Raw genomic sequence first — 18,451 nt, 5'->3', positions numbered from 1 at the left:
AGTTCACATCTTATCATATCGTGTTGTTCAATTGCAAGTCCTTATTTCTTAGCGACTTTTGCGTTGCTCTCGAACCAACGAGAGATAATGTACCACGATTAAAAACCAAATACAACCCCCTCTGGAAATGTTCCGCAATTCCAACTGTTTTGAATTATACCAACATATGTGCAGGCAGCAAAATCTCCACGATCCCCTACTCACACTCGGCGATACATAGTAAAAACAAAAAGGGAACTCGCAAGAGTCCCCTTTATTAATTTCAATATTTTAACGTGTAGATTGAAAGAATTCAATTCGTTCCCCGTCTAATCCATTGAAGAAGAAATATCGGGAACCGTTAGGCAACGTGGTAATTTCGGCATCAAGCTGCTCTACCTGAAGTCCAGCGATTCTAGCATACTCCGACTCTATATCATCGACAGTAAACGCTAGATGATGAACTTTGCCTTCTTGTGGCAGGCCGGCATTATAGCCTTCAATTAATTCGACTTCCGTCTCACCAGTGAGTTCGAATCCAAGGAACCCCAGTCGGATCACGCCATTCGTGTGAAGAAGCGTTCCCTTATGTTTCAGGCCAATAACTTCCACGTAGAAGCGGATTGAGGCTTCCAAATTTGCTACCATGACGCCCACATGTTCCAATTTCAAAACTGCCATCGACATAACCTCCCATACTTTGATCTACTTCATTGTAACGAAAAAAGTTAGGGAGAGCCAGGAACATCAGAGAGTTGGAATAAGATTGGAATCCGAAACCAGGCGGATCGTCGCCATATCACCGTTAAGCGAGTATAACGTCACGTCCGAGTGGGTAATATTCACAAGTCCCAATTCATCGAAGATTCTCATCACATTAGGGTCTTTCAAATTATCTAGAATGGCTTCAACAGCGAATGGGAGTTTTATTTGAACATCTGGCTCGAAAAAAGCGATAATTTCCTTATCCGCAACGTATATTGTCGAATAAATCATGACACCTTGCACCTCCGTTATTAAATCTCATTGTATATTGAACAAGCTAGGAAAGTATTAGATCTATATTAGATATTTATTAGCCTTAGGATTTCTCCATTTGCATAAGTCGTTGTATACTAGAATAAGATGAAGAAAGAGCATACAAGCCTATAATTACGTTCTCCGCTTGCCTCAGGTCAAACTAACAGGAGGGTCACAATGAGATTGTTAAAGCTTCTTCAAATCTACGAAGTGGACGGAATTACGCCCAAGCACCGCTCGGATCGTTTTAATTTTGATGATATCCAAGGTCAAACTTTCCGCGAGATGAAGCCGACAGAGGTTGGCGCGCCGATGGTTCTCTCCGGCATCAATAAATATATGCCATTTAAGACAACGCGAGTTCAGGCTATTGATAAAGACGGGCAAGATTTTCGAGTGCTTACGCGAAATACCATATATCATTTTGAAGTTTTCGTAGAGCGCAAAGCTACTTAACTCTTGAAGGTTAGGGGCTTTTTTTGTGCATACAAATAGTTAATGAATTCTTATCTTCTCAAATTCTACCATCTCCTTTATACTAAAATTCGGGTTACTATCAACTGTTTTTTATTCATAGGGAGGTTTTTTCACGTATGAAGAAGACGTTTACAACTCGTCTTACTGCTTTAGCACTTGTCACTGTTCTTACTAGCTCTTTCTCTGGCAGCCTGGCTTTTGCAGAGACAGTTCCAGCTCCTGCCGTATCGACTCCATTGAAATCCGATATGCAGCTTGCTGTAAGTCAAGGCGCTGTGGAAGGCTACGGCGACGCTGACTATCGCGGGGCTTCTGCAGCTACGCGCGCTGAAGTACTGACTATGATTAACCGTGCGGCGAAATTAAAAGATGCCGATCCCGGAACAGCTGCATTCACTGACCTTGCCGGCTGGCAAAAGCAAGCGGTAGCCAACGCCGTAGCAGCGAAACTCATCAGCGGCTTCGCCGACGGCACGTTCCACCCGAACGCACCTGTAACCCGTCAAGAGCTTGCTGAGCTTATTGTTAAAACAGTGACTGGCGGTAAACTGCCAGAAGTCAATGAGCAAGTGCTTAATTATTTCAAAGACAGTGATGCGATCGCGAAGGAATCTCGCCCTTATGTCGCTTATGCCGTGCTTAGCGGTATTTTCAATCCGACATTGGACGGTAATTTCAACCCGTCCGCTGAAGTAACGCGCGATGAGGTGGCGAAAGCGCTGAAACCTATTCTTTTCAAAGTTGTAGATATCTTGACGACCAACGATATTCACGGCCAAATTGAAGTCGGCTTCGACAAGAAGCGCAAGCAAAATCAAGGCGGCATCGAAACGCTGGCCGGTATTGTCAACGATTTCCGCGCCATCAACCCGGCAGGGACTGTCGTTGTCGACGGCGGTGACGCTTGGCAAGGTACGCTGATCTCCAACACGACAAATGGACAGTCCGTCATGGACACGATGGCCGAAGTCAAATACGATGCGGCAGCGATCGGTAACCATGAGTTCGATTTTGGGCGCGATGTGCTGATCAACAACATCAAGAACGCCAAGTTCCCTATCCTTGGCGCTAATATCATCGATGACAAAACCGGTAAGCCAGTTGACTGGACTCAGCCATACGTAATCATCGAAAAAGACGGCTTAAAAATCGGTATTATCGGATTCTCCACACCGCAAACAACAACGACGACGAAATCCACGAATATCGAAGGTCTTTCCTTCGTCGATCCTGTGCCGCTGGCCAAGCAATTGTCCGATGAGCTGCGTGCAAAAGGTGTAGATATTATTATGGTCACCTCTCACCTGCCAGGCGAACAAAACCAGAAGTCGCAAGAAATTATGAATGAGCTGGCCGCTCTCGCCAACGGTACAGGCAACGGTACACTGGATGCGATCGTCGGAGGCCACTCCCATATGCGCGTATCCGGCATCGTGAACGGCATTCCTGTCGTGGAAGCGCAAAGCTGGCTGTATGCAGTAGGTCATATTCAACTTTTTGTAGATAAAACAACGAAAAAAGTCATGTCCTCCAGCGCAGGTTTGCTGGAAACTTATACGAATCTGACGACAGCTGATCCGGAAGTACAGCAAACCGTAAAAGATTATAAAGCAAAAATTTCCGTCAAATCTAACGAAGTTGAAGTTGTTACAGGAGAACCGCTGACACGCAAATCATTCCGTTTTGATGTAAATGGCGGAGTGGAACGCGACGGTGCTTCCCAACTGGGCAACAGCATCACGGACGCGATGCGTGCTTCGGAGAAGTCGGATATCGCGTTTACGAATATTGGCGGCATTCGCGCCGACGTCGATAAAGGCGATCTGACCTATGGCAAAATGTTCGAAGTGTTCCCGTTCGGCAACTACAACGTTACCGGCACGATGACCGCTGAACAAATTAAGAGAGCACTGGAAGTCAGCGATCAATACTCGAAGCTGCCGGCCATCCAGTTTTCCGGTCTGAAAGTCGAATGGGATGCGACGAAGCCTGAAGGTGAACGCTTCTCCAAAATTACTTTGGTCGACGGCACGCCTGTCTACACAGACGGTAAGTTTAACACCAGCCGCAATTTCAAAGTGACGACGAACGATTTCATGGCAACAGGCAAAGGCGACGGCTTCAAGGTATTCGGCGAAGTGAAAGACTGGAAAGACGGTGCCGTTATGCTGGACGCTTGGGTTAGCTACGCGAATGCCTTGAAAGCAGCAGGCAAAACATTGACTGTAGATGACGATGGACGCGATGTGCGCCTGGATTTGAAAAAATAAGATTCGTGAGCAAATGAAAAAGGAGCTAGGCACCTGATACGTGCTTAGCTCCTTTAATTTTGGACATGATCTCACAAGATCTCTTTTTTCTTTTTTCGGTAAATTTTCTCTGTCGGTTCGACAACATCGTAATAGTGAAGGGCGTCCACGAAAGTCAATGACTCTTTGCTGCCGAGCCCCAGAAATCCGAATCCGCACAGGCTTTCGCGGAATAACTCATGCGCCCTGTTCTGCAAAGCGCTATTGAAATATATGAGCACGTTCCGGCAAATGATGACGTGAAATTCATTAAAAGACCGGTCCGTCACCAGATTATGCTGAAAAAACGTAACCGTGCGCAAGAGCGCCGCATCAAAATAAGCATGGCCGGCATCTGTGGTGTAGTAAGCAGAAAACTCACGGCTGCCTCCAGCCTGCAAGTAGTTTTTGGTGTAGGTTTGCATGCGCGACAACGGGCAAGCTCCTGTCTTCGCTTTTTCCAGAACGGCAGCATTCATGTCTGTGGCAAAAATAATTGTTTTATGAAGCAGTCCCGCTTCTTCCAACAAAATCGCCATCGATAACACTTCTTCACCACTTGAGCAACCGGCATGCCAGATGCGAATCGTCGGAAGCTTCGTTAAATGCGGAACAACCTTCGCGCGAAAGGCACGAAAAAAACTGGGGTCCCGATACATTTCGGTGACATTAATAGAAAAATCTTTCATCAGGCGTGCTGCTGCCTGTTCGTCGTACAATATTTTCTCCAGAAGCGCCGTAATGGTTGGCAGCTTCTCCAGCCTCATCCGATTGTGAATGCGTCTTCGAATGGAGGATCTGACATAGTTCCGAAAATCGTAACCATTAAGACGGTAGATACCCTCCAGCAAAAGATCGATCTCAATGGCCTCTCTCTCGCCCTCCGAAGTCTCCGGCATCTCGTCCAAAATCTCTTCAGCGGAATCCCAGTTGGTTGAATTCAGCATGCCATCCCCTTTCTCCTACTTGGTTAACCATACGCGCATCAATGAAAAGAGCTGATCGAGATTTAGCGGTTTACTGATGTAGTCCGACGCTCCTGCTTCCAGACAAATCTCACGATCCTGCTTCATCGCTTTGGCCGTTAATGCAATAATTGGCATGTGCTCGAAACGGGGATTTCGGCGAATGGCCCGCATCGCTTCGTAACCGTCCATCACCGGCATCATAATATCCATGAGCACCAAATCGATTTCGGGCATCTGATCCAATAGCTCCAAACACTCCTGGCCATGGTGCGCAGCAACAACGGTGATCCCTTCATTCTCCAGCGCGTTGCTAAGCGTGAACACATTGCGGACATCGTCATCGACGACGAGCACTTTTTTGCCATGAAAATCGCTGCTCTCCCTCAGTCCGCCACTTTCCTCCTCAACCGGCAGATCGTTCGCGTCAGTTCCGAAAACTGGCTCTGCGAAGGCAACCGCCGCCTCTTGGCGCGCAGTGATCAACTCGCTCATCTGCAAATCGAGCGTCGGCACATAAAGTGTAAACGTGCTGCCGACTCCTTCTTCGCTTTCCATCGTGATGCAGCCGCCAAGCAAAGCCGCCAGTTCCTTGCTGATGGACAAGCCTAGTCCAGTTCCGCCATATTTGCGGTTTGTTGTCCCGTCTGCCTGACGGAAAGGATCAAACACCAGTTCCCACTTATCCTGCGGTATGCCGATTCCTGTATCGCGGACAGAGATAGCCAAGACTTGGTCGGGCTTCGCTTCCGGCAGCAGTGAAGCCGCCAACTTGGGCTCACACATAGCCACACGCAAATGCACATACCCTAAGTGGGTAAATTTGAAAGCATTGGAGAGCAGATTTTTAATAATTTGGTGAATCCTTTGTTCATCCGTGTAAAAAATTTTCGGCAATTGCGCAGCGATTTCGGTTGTGAACGCAATATTCTTCTGTTCGGCGACTTTGTCGAACTGGGCTCTTAATATACTCGGGAGCTCCAGAACATTCATCCCGTCAACGTGAATTTCCAGCTTACCGGCCTCGACCTTGGATAAATCCAACACATCATTGATCAGCAACAGCAAATCGTTGCCTGCCGAATGAATCACTTGCGCATATTCCTGCTCTTCCTTTGTCAACGTATGACGCTTGTTCTCCGCTAATATTTGCGACAAAATTAATACGCTGTTCAGCGGCGTTCGCAGCTCATGCGACATATTCGCCAAAAACTCCGTCTTATATTGCGAACTTTGCTCCAGCTGCTTCATATGCTCTTCCAGCGAGACCTTGATCTGCTCCAGCTCCTTGGATTTCTCATCCGCGTAACGGTTCTGCTCTTCCAACTGCTCATTGGTGATATGCAGCTCCTCCTGCTGGGTCAGCAGCTCTTCAGCCTGAGTCTGCAGCTCTTCTGTCAGCAACTGCGACTCTCTGAGCAACCTTTCGACCTCAACGCGCGACTCTACACTATGGATAATCGTACCCAGAACTTCCAAAATATCGTTGATCAATTCCATATGAAGGGAAGTAAACTTGTCCAAAGACGCCAGCTCAATGACCGCTATAACTTCGTTATTATATTCAACAGGAACAATTAAAATGCTGCGCGGACTAGCGGAGCCCAAACCTGAGGAAATGGAAATATATTGATCCGGGACGTTGGTCAGATGGTATATTTTTTTGCTGGCCGCGCTCTGACCGACAAGCCCCTCTCCGACTCGGAACTTAAGTACGCCGAGCTCATGACAGTCTCCCAGCGCTGCATACGAAGCTACTTTGACCATATAACTCGTTGTTTCCTGCTTGAAGCTTACGTAGAATACCCCGTAAGAAGCGCCGAGCAGCTCCGCTGTTTTGGCAGTGAACGTTCTGCCCAATGTTTCCAAATCAGAAATGCCTTGCAGCGAACTGATAACTTCTGTAATTTTTTTCTGCTGCCACTGGTCCTCTTCGTGACTTTCCAGCAGCAGGTTCGTCGCTTCGGCGAGGTCCCGCACTTCATCATTCACATGGACCCGTATCCGGCGGGTTATCTCTCCTTTAGACGAAGCCAATCGGATAATGGTTCGGGTTACTTGCTTCATCGTACCGACAATGGACTGCGAGAGGATAAAGGCGATCGTGATCGAAACCAAACCCACAATCGTTAGCATGGCAAATAAAGAAATGCTCAGCGTCTTATATTGTGAATCCAAATACTGCGTACGCTGCTTCATCATCCCTTTTTCTATCGTGCGGAAAGTTTCAAACTTGGAACGGATTCCGTCCAGATCTACTTTGCCCGAGTTCGTATCGTATATGTCCGCAAACGTATTGCTTGGGTTCCGCTTTTTTAGCATCACAATCGGTTCGCAATCGTTCTTGATCCATTGTTCAATGGCTTCCTTAATGGAGCTCAAGTTTTGCTGCTGGCTCGGATTGTCGGCAATCAGCCCATTGAGCCTATCGTAGGAATCTCTCCATTTAAATTCATTCGTTGTGTATGGTTCCAGATAAGACAAATTGCCAGTCAGCAGATACCCCCGCAGACCGCTCTCCATCTCAATCACCATCTTTTCGATGCGATTCGTTTCCTCGTTAACGGCGAAGTCGTGTTCAGCAATGTAGTTCCGGTCTTGTTGAATGGAAGTAACCTGGTTGTCGACTAAAATAAAAGCAATCGTCAAACAAATAATAATAAATAAATAGCCAAGCATAATCTTCAATCGAATCCCGAATCTTTTTCTCCCGAACACGCAGCGATCCCATCCCTACCTGGTTTATAGTCTCAAATCTATTATACTACGCTTCTATTATGTGAAATAGTTAATCGCATCCAGTTTTCCCACCTCGTTTATACCATTTGGTAGAATGCAAGAAGTTATGCTACAATGCTAACAACTGAAGTCTTTCTGGAGGTTCTTATGATTAAGGAATTCAAAGATTTTGCCTTTAAAGGGAACATGGTTGATCTAGCGGTTGGGGTCATTATCGGCGGAGCTTTCGGTAAAGTCATCACTTCGATTGTGAACGATTTGATTATGCCGCCTATCGGACTATTGCTGGGCAAAGTCAAGTTTAATGACCTGTTCATCCCTCTAAATGGAGAACATTACGCTACGTTGGCGGAAGCTGCCGCAAAAAGTGCACCTACGTTTAATTATGGACAATTCATCTCCACTTTCTTGGATTTCCTGATTGTGTCCTTCGTTATTTTTATCGTTGTCAAACAGATTTCCAAGTTTCGTAAAAAAGAGGAGCCGAAAGAAAAGGCGCCAACGACGAAAACATGCCCGCACTGCTTGTCCGACATCCCAGCGCAAGCTACGCGCTGCAAGTTCTGCACTTCGGAGCTGACGTCCAGCGCACCGACCGTCTCGGGCAGCATTCAGTAAAATAAAAGAGCTAAGCGCTTAGATGCGCTTAGCTCTTTTTTGGGTGTGGGCGCAGGTGGGGGCGCACTCGCGGTATGAGGCCTCTAAAGAGATTTGACGCTAGAGCGGGGGAGGCGCGCGACGAGGGGGCGCGATTTTTGGCGCTGGCGGCGTACCCGAAGCGCCGATTTACGGCGCGCTCTTCGTGCGCAGATCGGCGACTTCGCCAAGCGCGAACGCGTTCGCATCGAGCAGGCGCAGCAGCTGCGCCGCCGTCGCTTCCGGCGTCTGAAGCTCGCCCTGCTCCTTCAGCTGAATAAAGCGGCCTACCTGCGGGAAGTCCGCCTCCGATGCAGCACGAATCTGCTGCTGCATCTCCGTATCAATAACACCCGGGGCGATGGAGATCACCTCCACCGGGTGGTCAAGCCCTTCCTGCTCGACGCCGGCGCAGCGCGTCAGCATATCGATCCCGGCTTTGGCGGTGCAGTAGGCACCCCAGCCGGGATACGGCTTTTTGCCCGCGCCGGAGGACAGATTCACGACCCGCTTCAGCACCGGCAGACCCTGGGTTTGCCGGATGAAGCTGTTCGTGAGCAGCATCGGCGCGACAAGATTGACCTGCAGGCTCAACTGCAGGTCTTCGGTACTTGCCCGGCCGAGCAGCGTCATCGGGGCAAGCGTGCCGGCATTGTTGATGAGCGTGATGGAATCCGCTGCATCCACTTGCCCCAAGATTCGCTCAAGCAGCGAATCCAAGCCTTCCGTTTGCGCCAAATCGTACGCATGGAAGGTCAACGTTCCTTCCACATGAAGCGCCTCTTGGCGCAAACGCTCATTCTCGCTGCGGGCGATGCAATGCACCGCAGCGCCCTTCTGTAAGAGCTGGGACACGATCGCAGCTCCGAGTCCTTTGGAGCCGCCAGTGATGATATAAGTATGCATACGGAAGAAGCCCTCTTTTCCAATAAAGTCAACAGCTTCTTCATCGTAACACATCCCATACCTCGTACAAAAAGCGGACAACGACCCCATAAAGCGAAATCAGCCTACCCCGGTATTTTCAACCATTTTATTAGGAAAAATATCTGATTTTCGCGCTTCCCGCATACAATTCGGTATGCCGTATACCGACAGGAGGCTTTGCCCAGCATGAACAAAACGATCGCGGGAAAACTCTCGATTTTGCTTTTGCTTACTTTGGCGCTGCTTTATATTTGGCTTCACCATTGGAATCGCGACGCCCCGACAGGCGCTGAGACTACGGTGGCGGACACGGACGGATATACCGTTGAAGTCATCATGGAGAAGGCCCCCGCGCAGCTTCTGAAGCCTAACCCGTTGACCATCCGGCTCCATCGGGCCGACGGACAGCCTGTCTCAACCGCCAAGATCAGCTACGAGCTCTTCATGCCCAGCATGTTCTGCGGGACCGTATCCGGCGAAGCGGCTCCGGCGACTACGCCAGGCAGCTATCAAGCCGACGCCGTTCCACTCATGACCGGCTCCTGGGTGGCGGACATTACGGTGCAGGTGGATGGGCAGCGCCTGCAAGTGAAGCACCCGTTTGCCGCAATTCGCTAGCCGGTCACCACAACCAAGGATGGATGGAGGGAATCCATCCATTGGCGGCTAAGCCGCGCATAATTGCAAGTATTCCGATCAAGGTAGCTGACCATTGACCGAGTAAAAGAATGCGCGTGCGCAGGGATTTTTTGATCCAGCCTGCGAGCAGGCCCGTGATGGCAAGAGCAGGCAGCGTCGCGAGGCCGAAGACGAGCATGATGAGACCGCCCCGCCATACGCTGGCGCTCGTCACGGCGTTGATCTCCATGGCGTAGGTCAAGCCGCATGGCAAAAAGCCGAGCAGGACGCCCGTGGCAAAGATGGCGCCCGAGCTTTGGCTGGCCCGCAGGCGGGCGACCAGCCGCTGCACAGACGCTAAGCGCAGCGGGCCCCACTCTGCCAGCGGAATCGCCAGCTTGCGGTACGTCCACAGCAAGATGAGGATGCCGCCGAGCAAGCTGGCAAAGCCCTGCAAGCCAGTCAGCTGCGCAGCGCCGTCAACAAATGAACCCGCACCGCCCATGAAAGCGCCGATGCAGGTGTAAGTGAGAATGCGGCCGCAATTATAGGCCACAATGGTGGCCAGCGCCCTTCCCCGCGCCTGCAAGGTCAGGGAAGTCATCGTGCCGCCGCACATGCCGATACAATGCGGAGCCCCTAGCAGGCCGGTCAAAGCTACGAGCCATAAGGTTGGAGTTGTCATCGGCCGGCCCCCTCAGCTTCGCCACGACGCGCGCTGCAGACGCAACGCATTAGCGACGACAGAGACGGAGCTGAGCGCCATAGCCGTGCCTGCAATCCACGGCGCCATCCAGCCCATGAAGGCGAGCGGAATCGCCAGCACATTGTACAGCAGCGCAAAGCCGAGATTTTGCTTGATATTGCGCATCGTCGCTCTGCTGATCGCGATCGCGTCGGCAATGCCGCCCAAGTCGCTGTGCAGCAGATTCACATCGGCTGCATCTTTGGCCACATCGGCTCCCGTACCCACAGCGATGCCGACATCCGCTGCGGCCAGCGCCGGAGCATCATTGATGCCGTCGCCGACCATCGCGACCCGCTTCCCTCTGCGCTGCAGGGTGCGGATGAGCGCGACTTTATCCTGCGGCATCATTTCCGCATGTACTAGCGATATGCCCGCTTTCGCGGAGATCGTTTTAGCCGTCTTCCACTGATCCCCGGTCACCATCATGACCTCGGTTCTCAGCTTCTTTAAACGCCGAACCGCTTGGGGACTGGATGTCTTCATTGTATCTGCAATTCCGAGCACGCCAGTGACAGCGCTGTCAACAGCGACATACAGGATGGTCTTGCCTTCCGCTTCCAGACGGTCCCGCATTTCACCGAACTTTTCGGTGGAGATCCCCTGCTTTTTCATCAAATATTTCGAGCCCACCGTGACGTTATGCTGCTCCACTTGCGCGCAAACACCAAGCCCGGCAAAATTTTGGAAGCTTTCAGGCTCCTTCACATGCAGATGCCTGCGCACTGCTTCCCTCACGATCGCCTTCGCATAAGGATGCTCGGCTTGCTGCTCCGCAATCGCTGCCAGACGCAGCAAACGATGCTCCTCTCCCCGCTCACCGATAATATCCGTAACGCGCGGCATTCCACCGGTAATCGTCCCTGTTTTATCAAGAATAACGACATCCACCTGCTGGAGTCGCTCGACATCTTTACCTTCCTTGAACAAAATGCCCGCATCCGCCGCACGGCTCGTGCCGACCAGGATCGATGTCGGGGTCGCCAGACCGAGCGCGCAAGGACAGGCAATGACCAGTACGGCGATCGCTTTAAATAACGCCCCGCCGAAATCCCCTGGAGCCAGCCACAGCACCCACACGCAAAGTGTCAATAATGCTAGAGTCAGCACAGCCGGGACGAATAGCGAAGCGATGCGATCCGCCACGCGGGCGATCTCCGCCTTCGAGCCCTGTGCATCCTCCATCAGGCTGATCATTTTGGCCAGCGCCGTATTCGGACCTGTCGCTGTCACACGCATCACCAGCATCCCATCGATGTTCCACGATCCGCCGATCAGACGCTCATGCTGGCGCTTCTCAGCCGGCACCGATTCGCCGGTAACGAAAGATTCGTCGACGGTCGAGCGGCCCTCCAGCACTTGTCCATCGAGCGGGACGGTTTCACCCGGAAGCACGATCACGTTGTCTCCTACCTGGACTTGTTCAAGAGGAACCGTCACCCGGGTAACACCTTGGATCAACGTCACCTTCTCCGGTTTCAGCTGCTCCAGCCGACGAATCGAGCGCAGCGTTCTCTTTTTCGCCGATAATTCCAACCATTTTCCAAATAAAACGACCGTAATAATCATTGCACTTGTCTCAAAATAAACGGCGTGCGGGTTCGACTCCCCGCTGCGCAGCATGTACATCGTCATATAGTGGCTGTATAAGTACGCACAGGTCGTACTGAGCGCGACTAGCACATCCATGTTGGCAGTTTTATTCTTTAAGGCTTTGTAGGCATTGAAGTAAAAGGGTGCACCGATAACGAATTGCACCGGCGTCGCGAGCAGCCACTGAAACCACGGCTGCAAAAACAGCTCAGGAATCCATATGCCCGAACTAAACGTATAATGGCGAACCATTGCCCAAAGCAGCGGGAGGGTGAGCAGTACCGCCACGCTTAGCTTGAAACCAAGTCCGGCAATTTCCTCGGCCCGCTTGCCACCTTCCTCCAATCGCTTGGCCTTGTAGCCAAGCTGTTCAATCCGCTCAATGATGCGGCTGTCGGCTACACGCTGAGGCTCGATGACAAGCGCCGCACGCCCCATCGTCAAATTCACCGCGATCTCGTGCACGCCGTCGATTTTGCCAACCACCTTCTCAATTCTTGCTGAGCAAGCGGCACAGGTCATTCCTTCTATTTCAAGCTTGACTTGCTGAAGATCCGTCTCTGCCTTCAACTCGTCCATACCTCCCATCGCAATACCTCGCCTACTTGCAACTATATGGGCGCATCGGGCAGAAAATGCTTAATAGCAAAAAAGATCGCTCAGCCGGTACACAGCCTCACGATCTCTTACCTATTTGGCTTACGGCACTTTCACAACGAACGGCACCGTTATCACTTTACCGCCACGCTGGAACTCGCCCCAGATTTTATATTTGCCACTTTTTGGAAATGTAGTCTTAAATACTGCTTCAGGACCCGTGGACTTCTCGTCAGTCGGATGGACGTGCAAGTACTGCTCGGCCGCTTCATCTAAAATAACGACATGCCCTACTGCGCCCAGATAAGGCTGCAGATCCTTAATCGGTGATCCGGTTTGCGCGTCCTTAAACATATAATTGAGATTAACATCCATACCAGCCATGAGATGATCAAAGGATAGCGTCACAACGCTTCCACCCACCGTTTTCGTCCATGCAGTCTCCGGTTGGAGAACAGCAGCCTGCGGCACATCACCTTGGACCTTCAAAGTGTAGCTTTTGACCGTCTGCGCTTTGCCGCTCGGCATGTAATCCGCAAACAAACGATACTCACCGCCAGCCGGGAATTGCGTGGTTATGGTAAACTGTCCATTCCCCTTATACTCCGGGTGCAAATGCCTAAAATAGCTTAAATCCTTACTAACCGCAATCAAATGCATCTTCTTCTCATGATTCAGATCAAATTGATCGATTGGTTTGCCATCTTTACCATTGATTTGAATATTCAGCTGCGTATCCTGCTTCGCCTTCACACCGTCAGCTGTTTGGAACACAGCCTGCGTATCATCAACCGCGTGCTCGGAAGCGCCGCCTTGATGACCTTCATGCCCGGGGCTCTGAACAGCCTTTCCGCATGCGGACAGCAGCAGCACAGCAGCGAGCAGCATCAAACCGACTTTTTTCATTATTGCACCACGTCGTAGCCTTGCTCTTCGATCGCTTCTTTGATTGCCTCGACGGTAACCTTCGACTCGTCATATTGCACTTCCACTTGCTTGCTCGCCAGGCTTACTTTACCGTTAGCACCCGCTTCTTTGACCGCTTTCTCAACAGCGCTCACACAATGATTGCAGGTCATACCTTCTACTTTTAAAATAATTGTCGACATCTTCATCGCTCCTTATATTCGCTTTTTTTATTTCATTAAAGTGTTCATCGTCTTCAACAGCTCATCCACGACGTCCATATCGCCTTCTTGAATCCTTTCGACGACACAGCTCTTCAAGTGGCCAGCCAATAACAACTTGCCGACACCGTTCAAAGCGGATTGAATAGCTGCAATTTGATGAAGGACGTCATCACAATACGTATCCTTCTCAATAAGCCCCTTTACCCCCCGGACTTGGCCCTCAATTCGGTTCAAACGTTTGATCAAATCAGACTTGAGCTTTTCGGAATGGTGGCTTTTGCGCTCTTCATCGCCATGGTGACAATGGTTCGCTTCGGTTTCAGCAACATGGTCCATGAGGAAAACTCCTTTGCTATTTTTCTTCCATCATACCCCCACACCGTATATTGTCAAGTGCGTCGAAAAGAAAGGCGGGAAAGCGCGCTGTCTTACAGTTTTACCCGCTGCAGGCGAAGCGCATTAAGCACCACTGACACCGAGCTCAGCGCCATTGCAGCTCCGGCTACCCAAGGTTCGAGCAAGCCGAGAGCGGCGACCGGGATGCCCAGGGCGTTATAGCCAAGCGCCCAAAATAGGTTCTGCCTGATGTTGCGCATCGTGCGGCGGCTCATGAGAATCGCGTCCGGGATGCTGCTCAAATCGCCGCGCATCAGCGTCACGTCCGCCGCCTCCATGGCGACATCCGTCCCTGTGCCTATGGCCATGCCAATATCGGCCATAGCCAGCGCTGGCGCATCATTGATGCCGTCGCCAACCATCGCGACCCGCAGTCCTTGCGCCTGCAGCTTTTTCACTTCTGCCGCCTTATCCTCCGGCAGCACTTCGGCCAGCACCTGATCGATACCCGCTTGGCGAGCGATCGCGTCTGCTGTACGCCGATTGTCTCCAGTCATCATCACGACTTGCAGCCCCATATTGTGCAGACGAGCCACGGCTGCCGCGGAAGTTTCCTTGATCGTATCGGCAACTGCGACTAAGCCTGCATAGCTGCCGGCAACCGCGACAAGCATCGCAGTCTTCCCTTCTTCTTCAAGCTGCATCATCCGCGACATCGCTGCATGCTCCACATTGACCGCATGCTTAGCCATCAGTTTCCGAGTGCCTACTAGCACTTCCTGACCCTCAACGACAGCGCGCACGCCGTAGCCCGGTATAGCTTCAAACGCTGCGGCATCCGGCAATGTTAGATCCGGGTACTTGAGGCGAATCCCTTCGACGATCGCCTCAGCCAGCGGGTGCTCGGAGTTTTTTTCAGCTGCGCCTACCCAGCGAAGGAAATCCAGCTCCAGGAGCTCTGGGAGCTTCGTGCGTTCCACTCGCACATCGGTGAGCTCCGGCTTTCCTTTTGTGACGGTTCCTGTTTTATCTAACAGGACAACATCAACTTTGTGCGCCGACTCCAAATGCTCCCCGCCCTTAAACAAAATGCCGAGTTCAGCGGCTCTGCCTGAACCTGCCATAATAGAAGTCGGCGTCGCTAGGCCAAGCGCACAAGGACAAGCGATGACAAGGATGGCGATCGCTTTCTCCAGCGCCCCTGCAAAATCGCCAGGCGCTCCCCAGAAGTACCAGACGATGAATGCAATCAAGGCGATACCGACAACAATCGGAACAAAAATCCCCGAAATCACGTCAGCAATGCGCTGAATAGCCGCTTTTGAGCCTTGTGCTTCTTCAACGGTCTTAATGATTTGCGCCAGCGCGCTCTCCCGGCCAACCTTTGTTGCCTTTACTTTCAGCATCCCGTTTTTATTGACGGTTGCGCCGATAACAGTATCGCCTGCCTGCTTCTCTATAGGGATACTTTCTCCAGTTAGCATCGATTCATCGACGGATGAAGTACCTTCGAGCACTCGACCATCTACAGGCACCTTTTCGCCGGGCTTAACGATAACAATATCTCCTGGAACGACTTGATCGAGCGGGATCGTTACCGGGGACTCGCCTCGCAGCACGAGCGCCGTTTTGGCTTGCAATCCCATGAGCGTCTTAATTGCCTCCGATGTACGACCTTTCGCAAGTGCTTCGAACAATTTGCCCAAAATAACAAGCGTGATCAAAATAGCACTCGTTTCAAAATACAGCTCCGGGGTATGCGCGTGCCCCCCAATACTTTGTCTCGCCCAATCCAGAGTCAAATATATGCTGTAAAGGTAAGCGGCTGATGTTCCTAGCGCTACCAATACATCCATGTTCGCGCTTAGATTGCGCAACGCCTTATAGGCGCCGATGTAAAACTGCCGGCCGATATAGAACTGAACCGGCGTGGCCAGTGCCAGCTGAACCCAGGGGTTCATTAGCGGTTCGGGCAGCCAGATCCAGGACGTGAACGAGAAGTGGCCGACCATGGCCCACAACAACGGAAACGAAAGGATCGCAGAGATCCACAGCTTGCGCTGGTGTTTGCGGATCTCGCCCGCTCTGCGCTCAGCAGAGTCCTGCGTATCTTGCTTCATGGAGGCTCCGTAGCCGAGCTTAGCCACTTTCTGCTCAATGTCAGCGGTGGAGACTGCTGCCGGATCAAAGACGACCCGTGCCGTCTCCATCGCCAGGTTCACATTAGCTTCCGCCACGCCTGGCATGCGGACGAGCCCTTTTTCAATCCGGGCTGCGCATGCTGCGCAGGTCATTCCTGTTATTTGAAATGAGGCTTGCTGTGTATCCGGTGATGCTGTTGGTGTTGGTGATGCTTCTGATCCTGAACCCGATCCTGATGCCGCTGAGCCTATATTCATCGATGATGCACCTCGATTTCATTAAAGAAGTGTGGTTGATATTTATATAGTATACCCCCCTACCCTATATTGTCAATGCAGATTTTACAAAAATTACGAGTCATAAGCAGTCTCGTCCAAAAGTGTGGAGCTTGGCAGCAGTTAGTATTCTCTTTCTTCTGTCCACTATCCCTTCGGCTCAGAATGATCCTGATCTGCATGAGCATACCGTAGTTCTCTACAGCACGCTGGCCTACAACAATCTTGAGTGAAGAGGATTGTTCTCCCCACTATCCCCGTTGACTTAGAAGTACCTAATTCATGATCAAAGGGGATAGTGGGGAGAACATAGAGATTCCCGAATTTATGGCGGGGCATGCGAGGCGTTTCTGAGCGAAAGGGATCGTATCGAGAGGACGGGCGAGATAGCTATAGAGCGTACGGCCGAGCGAGCAATGATGAAGAGAATGTCAGGGGAGCACAGAGAGGGCAATAGCGTGGAGTCACACAAACTTTCATGGTCCTTAATGAGGTCACAAGCTATGATGAAAATTCCATAGCCTCCTGCCATAAGTCGGCAATACCGGACTGGAACGCGTACGGCCTGCCCGGCATCTGCCGCTAGTGGGCTAAATCGCTATACAGCACGCTGCACCAAGCGGCGCGGAGGCGGGGACCTGAAATTAGCCTCATTTTCCGAACTTTCATAAAAAAGACCTGCCGCATTCAAGATACGGCAGGTTTACTGTTAATTGAGCAGCCCTAGACTGCTGAGTTCATTTTCCATCTCGCGGCGGAGGGTCAGCTTGTCGCTCTCTTCCAGGAAGGCGGCTTCGACGCCGTTCATGATCAGTTTCACCAGCTCTGGAGCCGTGAAGCCGAAACGGTCGGCAAGCACACGGTACTCCTTGGTGATGTTGGTACCCGACACGCTCGGGTTATCGGTATTGATCGTTACCATCAGCCCCCGTTCCAGATACTCGCGAATCGGGTACGACTCCCAACTGGGGACGGCTTTGGTTTGAATATTGCTGATCGGGCACATTTCCAGCGGGATACGACGGTTCCTAACGAGTTCGAGAATCGACGCGTTTTCTCTCAGCCGTACGCCATGGCCGATTCGGACAGCGCCTAGGTTGGCGACGGCCTCGTAAACATTAGCCGCCCCAGCCGCCTCGCCGGCATGTATGGTAATCGGCAGGCCCAACCGCTTCGATTCAGCGAACACATCGCGAAAGATCTCAGGCGGGTAAGAGGCCTCATCCCCCGCCAGGTCAACGGCGACGACCCCTCTGCCGGCAAATTTGGCAGCTGCAGTTACGACCTCGAGGTTAGTCTCGATAGCGTGATGCCTCATGCAGATGACAATGACGCCTGCTCGCACACCGAAATCCCTGCGCCCTCGATTCAGCCCCTCGATGACGTGTTGAATCGTTTCTTCAACCGTCAATCCCATGTCCCGGTGCAGCTGCGGAGCAAAGCGCACTTCAACGTATTTGCAATTGTGTTCGGCAGCTTGCTGGGCGACTTCGTAGGCGACGCGATCCAATGCCTCAGCCAGCTGCAAAAACCGTGTAGTAAAATGAAATTTGCTCAAGTATTCGGTTAAACTGCTGCACTCATCGTTCACACGCATATGGGGAATCAATTGGTCTTTGTCATAGACAGGCAGATCAATTCCTTGATGAAGGGCCAGCTCAAGAATAGTCTCCGGCTTCACGCTCCCATCCAAGTGCAAGTGCAGATCAACTTTAGGCAATTTTAACAACCAATCTTCCGTCACTAATACTTCCATTTTACCCATCCTCCCCACGGCATCCCCGAGTCAACTGCAGAAATATTTTACTTACTTTATAATAATGTAATTTATATGTCAATATATCTTACGTAAAATCTTCAAAATTCCATTTTTTCAGTTTATGCGTTATATTTAATAACGTTAATCGGACATGAAAAAGATCCACACAAACTATGCTCATGCGGATCTCGTCTCAAATTGGAACCTATATGGTCTGTGCCTAGG

The 18,451-nt window shown here is 51.1% G+C and carries 16 protein-coding genes; 4 read left to right on the top strand and 12 right to left on the bottom strand.

Annotation, left to right across the window (positions count from 1 at the left end):
- Nucleotides 1-270: 270 nt before the first annotated feature.
- Together O9139_RS14760 and O9139_RS14755 are read right to left on the bottom strand one after the other, a co-directional pair.
- Nucleotides 271-660 (bottom strand): VOC family protein, encoded by a 390-nt coding sequence (locus O9139_RS14760; RefSeq protein WP_270880234.1) that lies wholly within the window; start codon nt 658-660, stop codon nt 271-273.
- Between the two features lie 66 nt (nt 661-726).
- Entirely contained in the window at nt 727-975 is a 249-nt protein-coding gene (locus O9139_RS14755; RefSeq protein WP_270880233.1) for a hypothetical protein, read from the bottom strand.
- 201 nt (nt 976-1,176) lie between these two features.
- Between O9139_RS14755 and O9139_RS14750 the strand changes: the two genes are divergently transcribed.
- Both O9139_RS14750 and O9139_RS14745 read left to right on the top strand, forming a co-directional pair.
- Nucleotides 1,177-1,455, top strand: a complete 279-nt coding sequence (locus O9139_RS14750) for a hypothetical protein (protein ID WP_270880232.1) — start codon at nt 1,177-1,179, stop codon at nt 1,453-1,455.
- A 137-nt stretch (nt 1,456-1,592) separates the two neighbouring features.
- Nucleotides 1,593-3,746 (top strand): 5'-nucleotidase C-terminal domain-containing protein, encoded by a 2,154-nt coding sequence (locus O9139_RS14745; RefSeq protein WP_270880231.1) that lies wholly within the window; start codon nt 1,593-1,595, stop codon nt 3,744-3,746.
- A gap of 71 nt (nt 3,747-3,817) precedes the next feature.
- Here O9139_RS14745 and O9139_RS14740 read toward each other — a convergent pair whose 3' ends face one another.
- Together O9139_RS14740 and O9139_RS14735 are read right to left on the bottom strand one after the other, a co-directional pair.
- Complete coding sequence (locus O9139_RS14740) at nt 3,818-4,663, bottom strand: CheR family methyltransferase (protein WP_270880240.1); 846 nt, start codon at nt 4,661-4,663, stop codon at nt 3,818-3,820.
- 63 nt (nt 4,664-4,726) lie between these two features.
- Nucleotides 4,727-7,447, bottom strand: coding sequence for a response regulator (locus tag O9139_RS14735; protein WP_270880230.1), 2,721 nt, complete (start codon nt 7,445-7,447; stop codon nt 4,727-4,729).
- Between the two features lie 168 nt (nt 7,448-7,615).
- On the opposite strand from O9139_RS14735, the gene mscL reads away from it, so the two are divergent.
- On the top strand, nt 7,616-8,086 hold the full coding sequence (gene mscL / locus O9139_RS14730) for a large conductance mechanosensitive channel protein MscL (protein WP_270880229.1): 471 nt from the start codon (nt 7,616-7,618) through the stop codon (nt 8,084-8,086).
- 168 nt (nt 8,087-8,254) lie between these two features.
- Here the strand turns inward: mscL and O9139_RS14725 are convergent, their stop codons facing one another.
- Nucleotides 8,255-9,064 (bottom strand): (S)-benzoin forming benzil reductase, encoded by an 810-nt coding sequence (locus O9139_RS14725; protein ID WP_270880228.1) that lies wholly within the window; start codon nt 9,062-9,064, stop codon nt 8,255-8,257.
- Nucleotides 9,065-9,217: 153 nt separating this feature from the next.
- Here O9139_RS14725 and O9139_RS14720 point away from each other — a divergent pair, with 153 nt between their 5' ends.
- Nucleotides 9,218-9,649 (top strand): FixH family protein, encoded by a 432-nt coding sequence (locus tag O9139_RS14720; RefSeq protein ID WP_270880227.1) that lies wholly within the window; start codon nt 9,218-9,220, stop codon nt 9,647-9,649.
- Nucleotides 9,650-9,653: 4 nt separating this feature from the next.
- On the opposite strand, the gene O9139_RS14715 is transcribed toward O9139_RS14720, so the two are convergent.
- The 7 genes from O9139_RS14715 to add form a co-directional block, all read right to left on the bottom strand.
- Nucleotides 9,654-10,334: a sulfite exporter TauE/SafE family protein gene (locus tag O9139_RS14715; RefSeq protein ID WP_270880226.1), complete on the bottom strand. Its 681-nt coding sequence runs from the start codon at nt 10,332-10,334 to the stop codon at nt 9,654-9,656.
- A gap of 12 nt (nt 10,335-10,346) precedes the next feature.
- Nucleotides 10,347-12,566 carry a heavy metal translocating P-type ATPase gene (locus tag O9139_RS14710; RefSeq protein ID WP_270880225.1) on the bottom strand — a complete coding sequence of 740 codons (2,220 nt, stop codon included), beginning with the start codon at nt 12,564-12,566 and terminating at the stop codon, nt 10,347-10,349.
- A 120-nt stretch (nt 12,567-12,686) separates the two neighbouring features.
- Nucleotides 12,687-13,490 carry a hypothetical protein gene (locus O9139_RS14705; protein ID WP_270880224.1) on the bottom strand — a complete coding sequence of 268 codons (804 nt, stop codon included), beginning with the start codon at nt 13,488-13,490 and terminating at the stop codon, nt 12,687-12,689.
- Nucleotides 13,490-13,693: a copper ion binding protein gene (locus O9139_RS14700; RefSeq protein ID WP_270880223.1), complete on the bottom strand. Its 204-nt coding sequence runs from the start codon at nt 13,691-13,693 to the stop codon at nt 13,490-13,492. The genes O9139_RS14705 and O9139_RS14700 overlap by 1 nt, the downstream gene beginning before the upstream one ends.
- 27 nt (nt 13,694-13,720) lie before the next feature.
- Complete coding sequence (locus O9139_RS14695; protein ID WP_270880222.1) at nt 13,721-14,050, bottom strand: metal-sensitive transcriptional regulator; 330 nt, start codon at nt 14,048-14,050, stop codon at nt 13,721-13,723.
- 92 nt (nt 14,051-14,142) lie between these two features.
- Entirely contained in the window at nt 14,143-16,449 is a 2,307-nt protein-coding gene (locus tag O9139_RS14690) for a heavy metal translocating P-type ATPase (protein WP_270880221.1), read from the bottom strand.
- A 727-nt stretch (nt 16,450-17,176) separates the two neighbouring features.
- Complete coding sequence (gene add, locus O9139_RS14685) at nt 17,177-18,223, bottom strand: adenosine deaminase (protein ID WP_270880220.1); 1,047 nt, start codon at nt 18,221-18,223, stop codon at nt 17,177-17,179.
- Nucleotides 18,224-18,451 lie beyond the last annotated feature (228 nt).

The organism is Paenibacillus aestuarii, assembly GCF_027789125.1.
GTDB lineage: Bacteria > Bacillota > Bacilli > Paenibacillales > NBRC-103111 > Paenibacillus_E > Paenibacillus_E aestuarii.
Note: the sequence above shows the minus strand (reverse complement) of the source record. Positions and strands in the feature narration are given on the sequence as shown.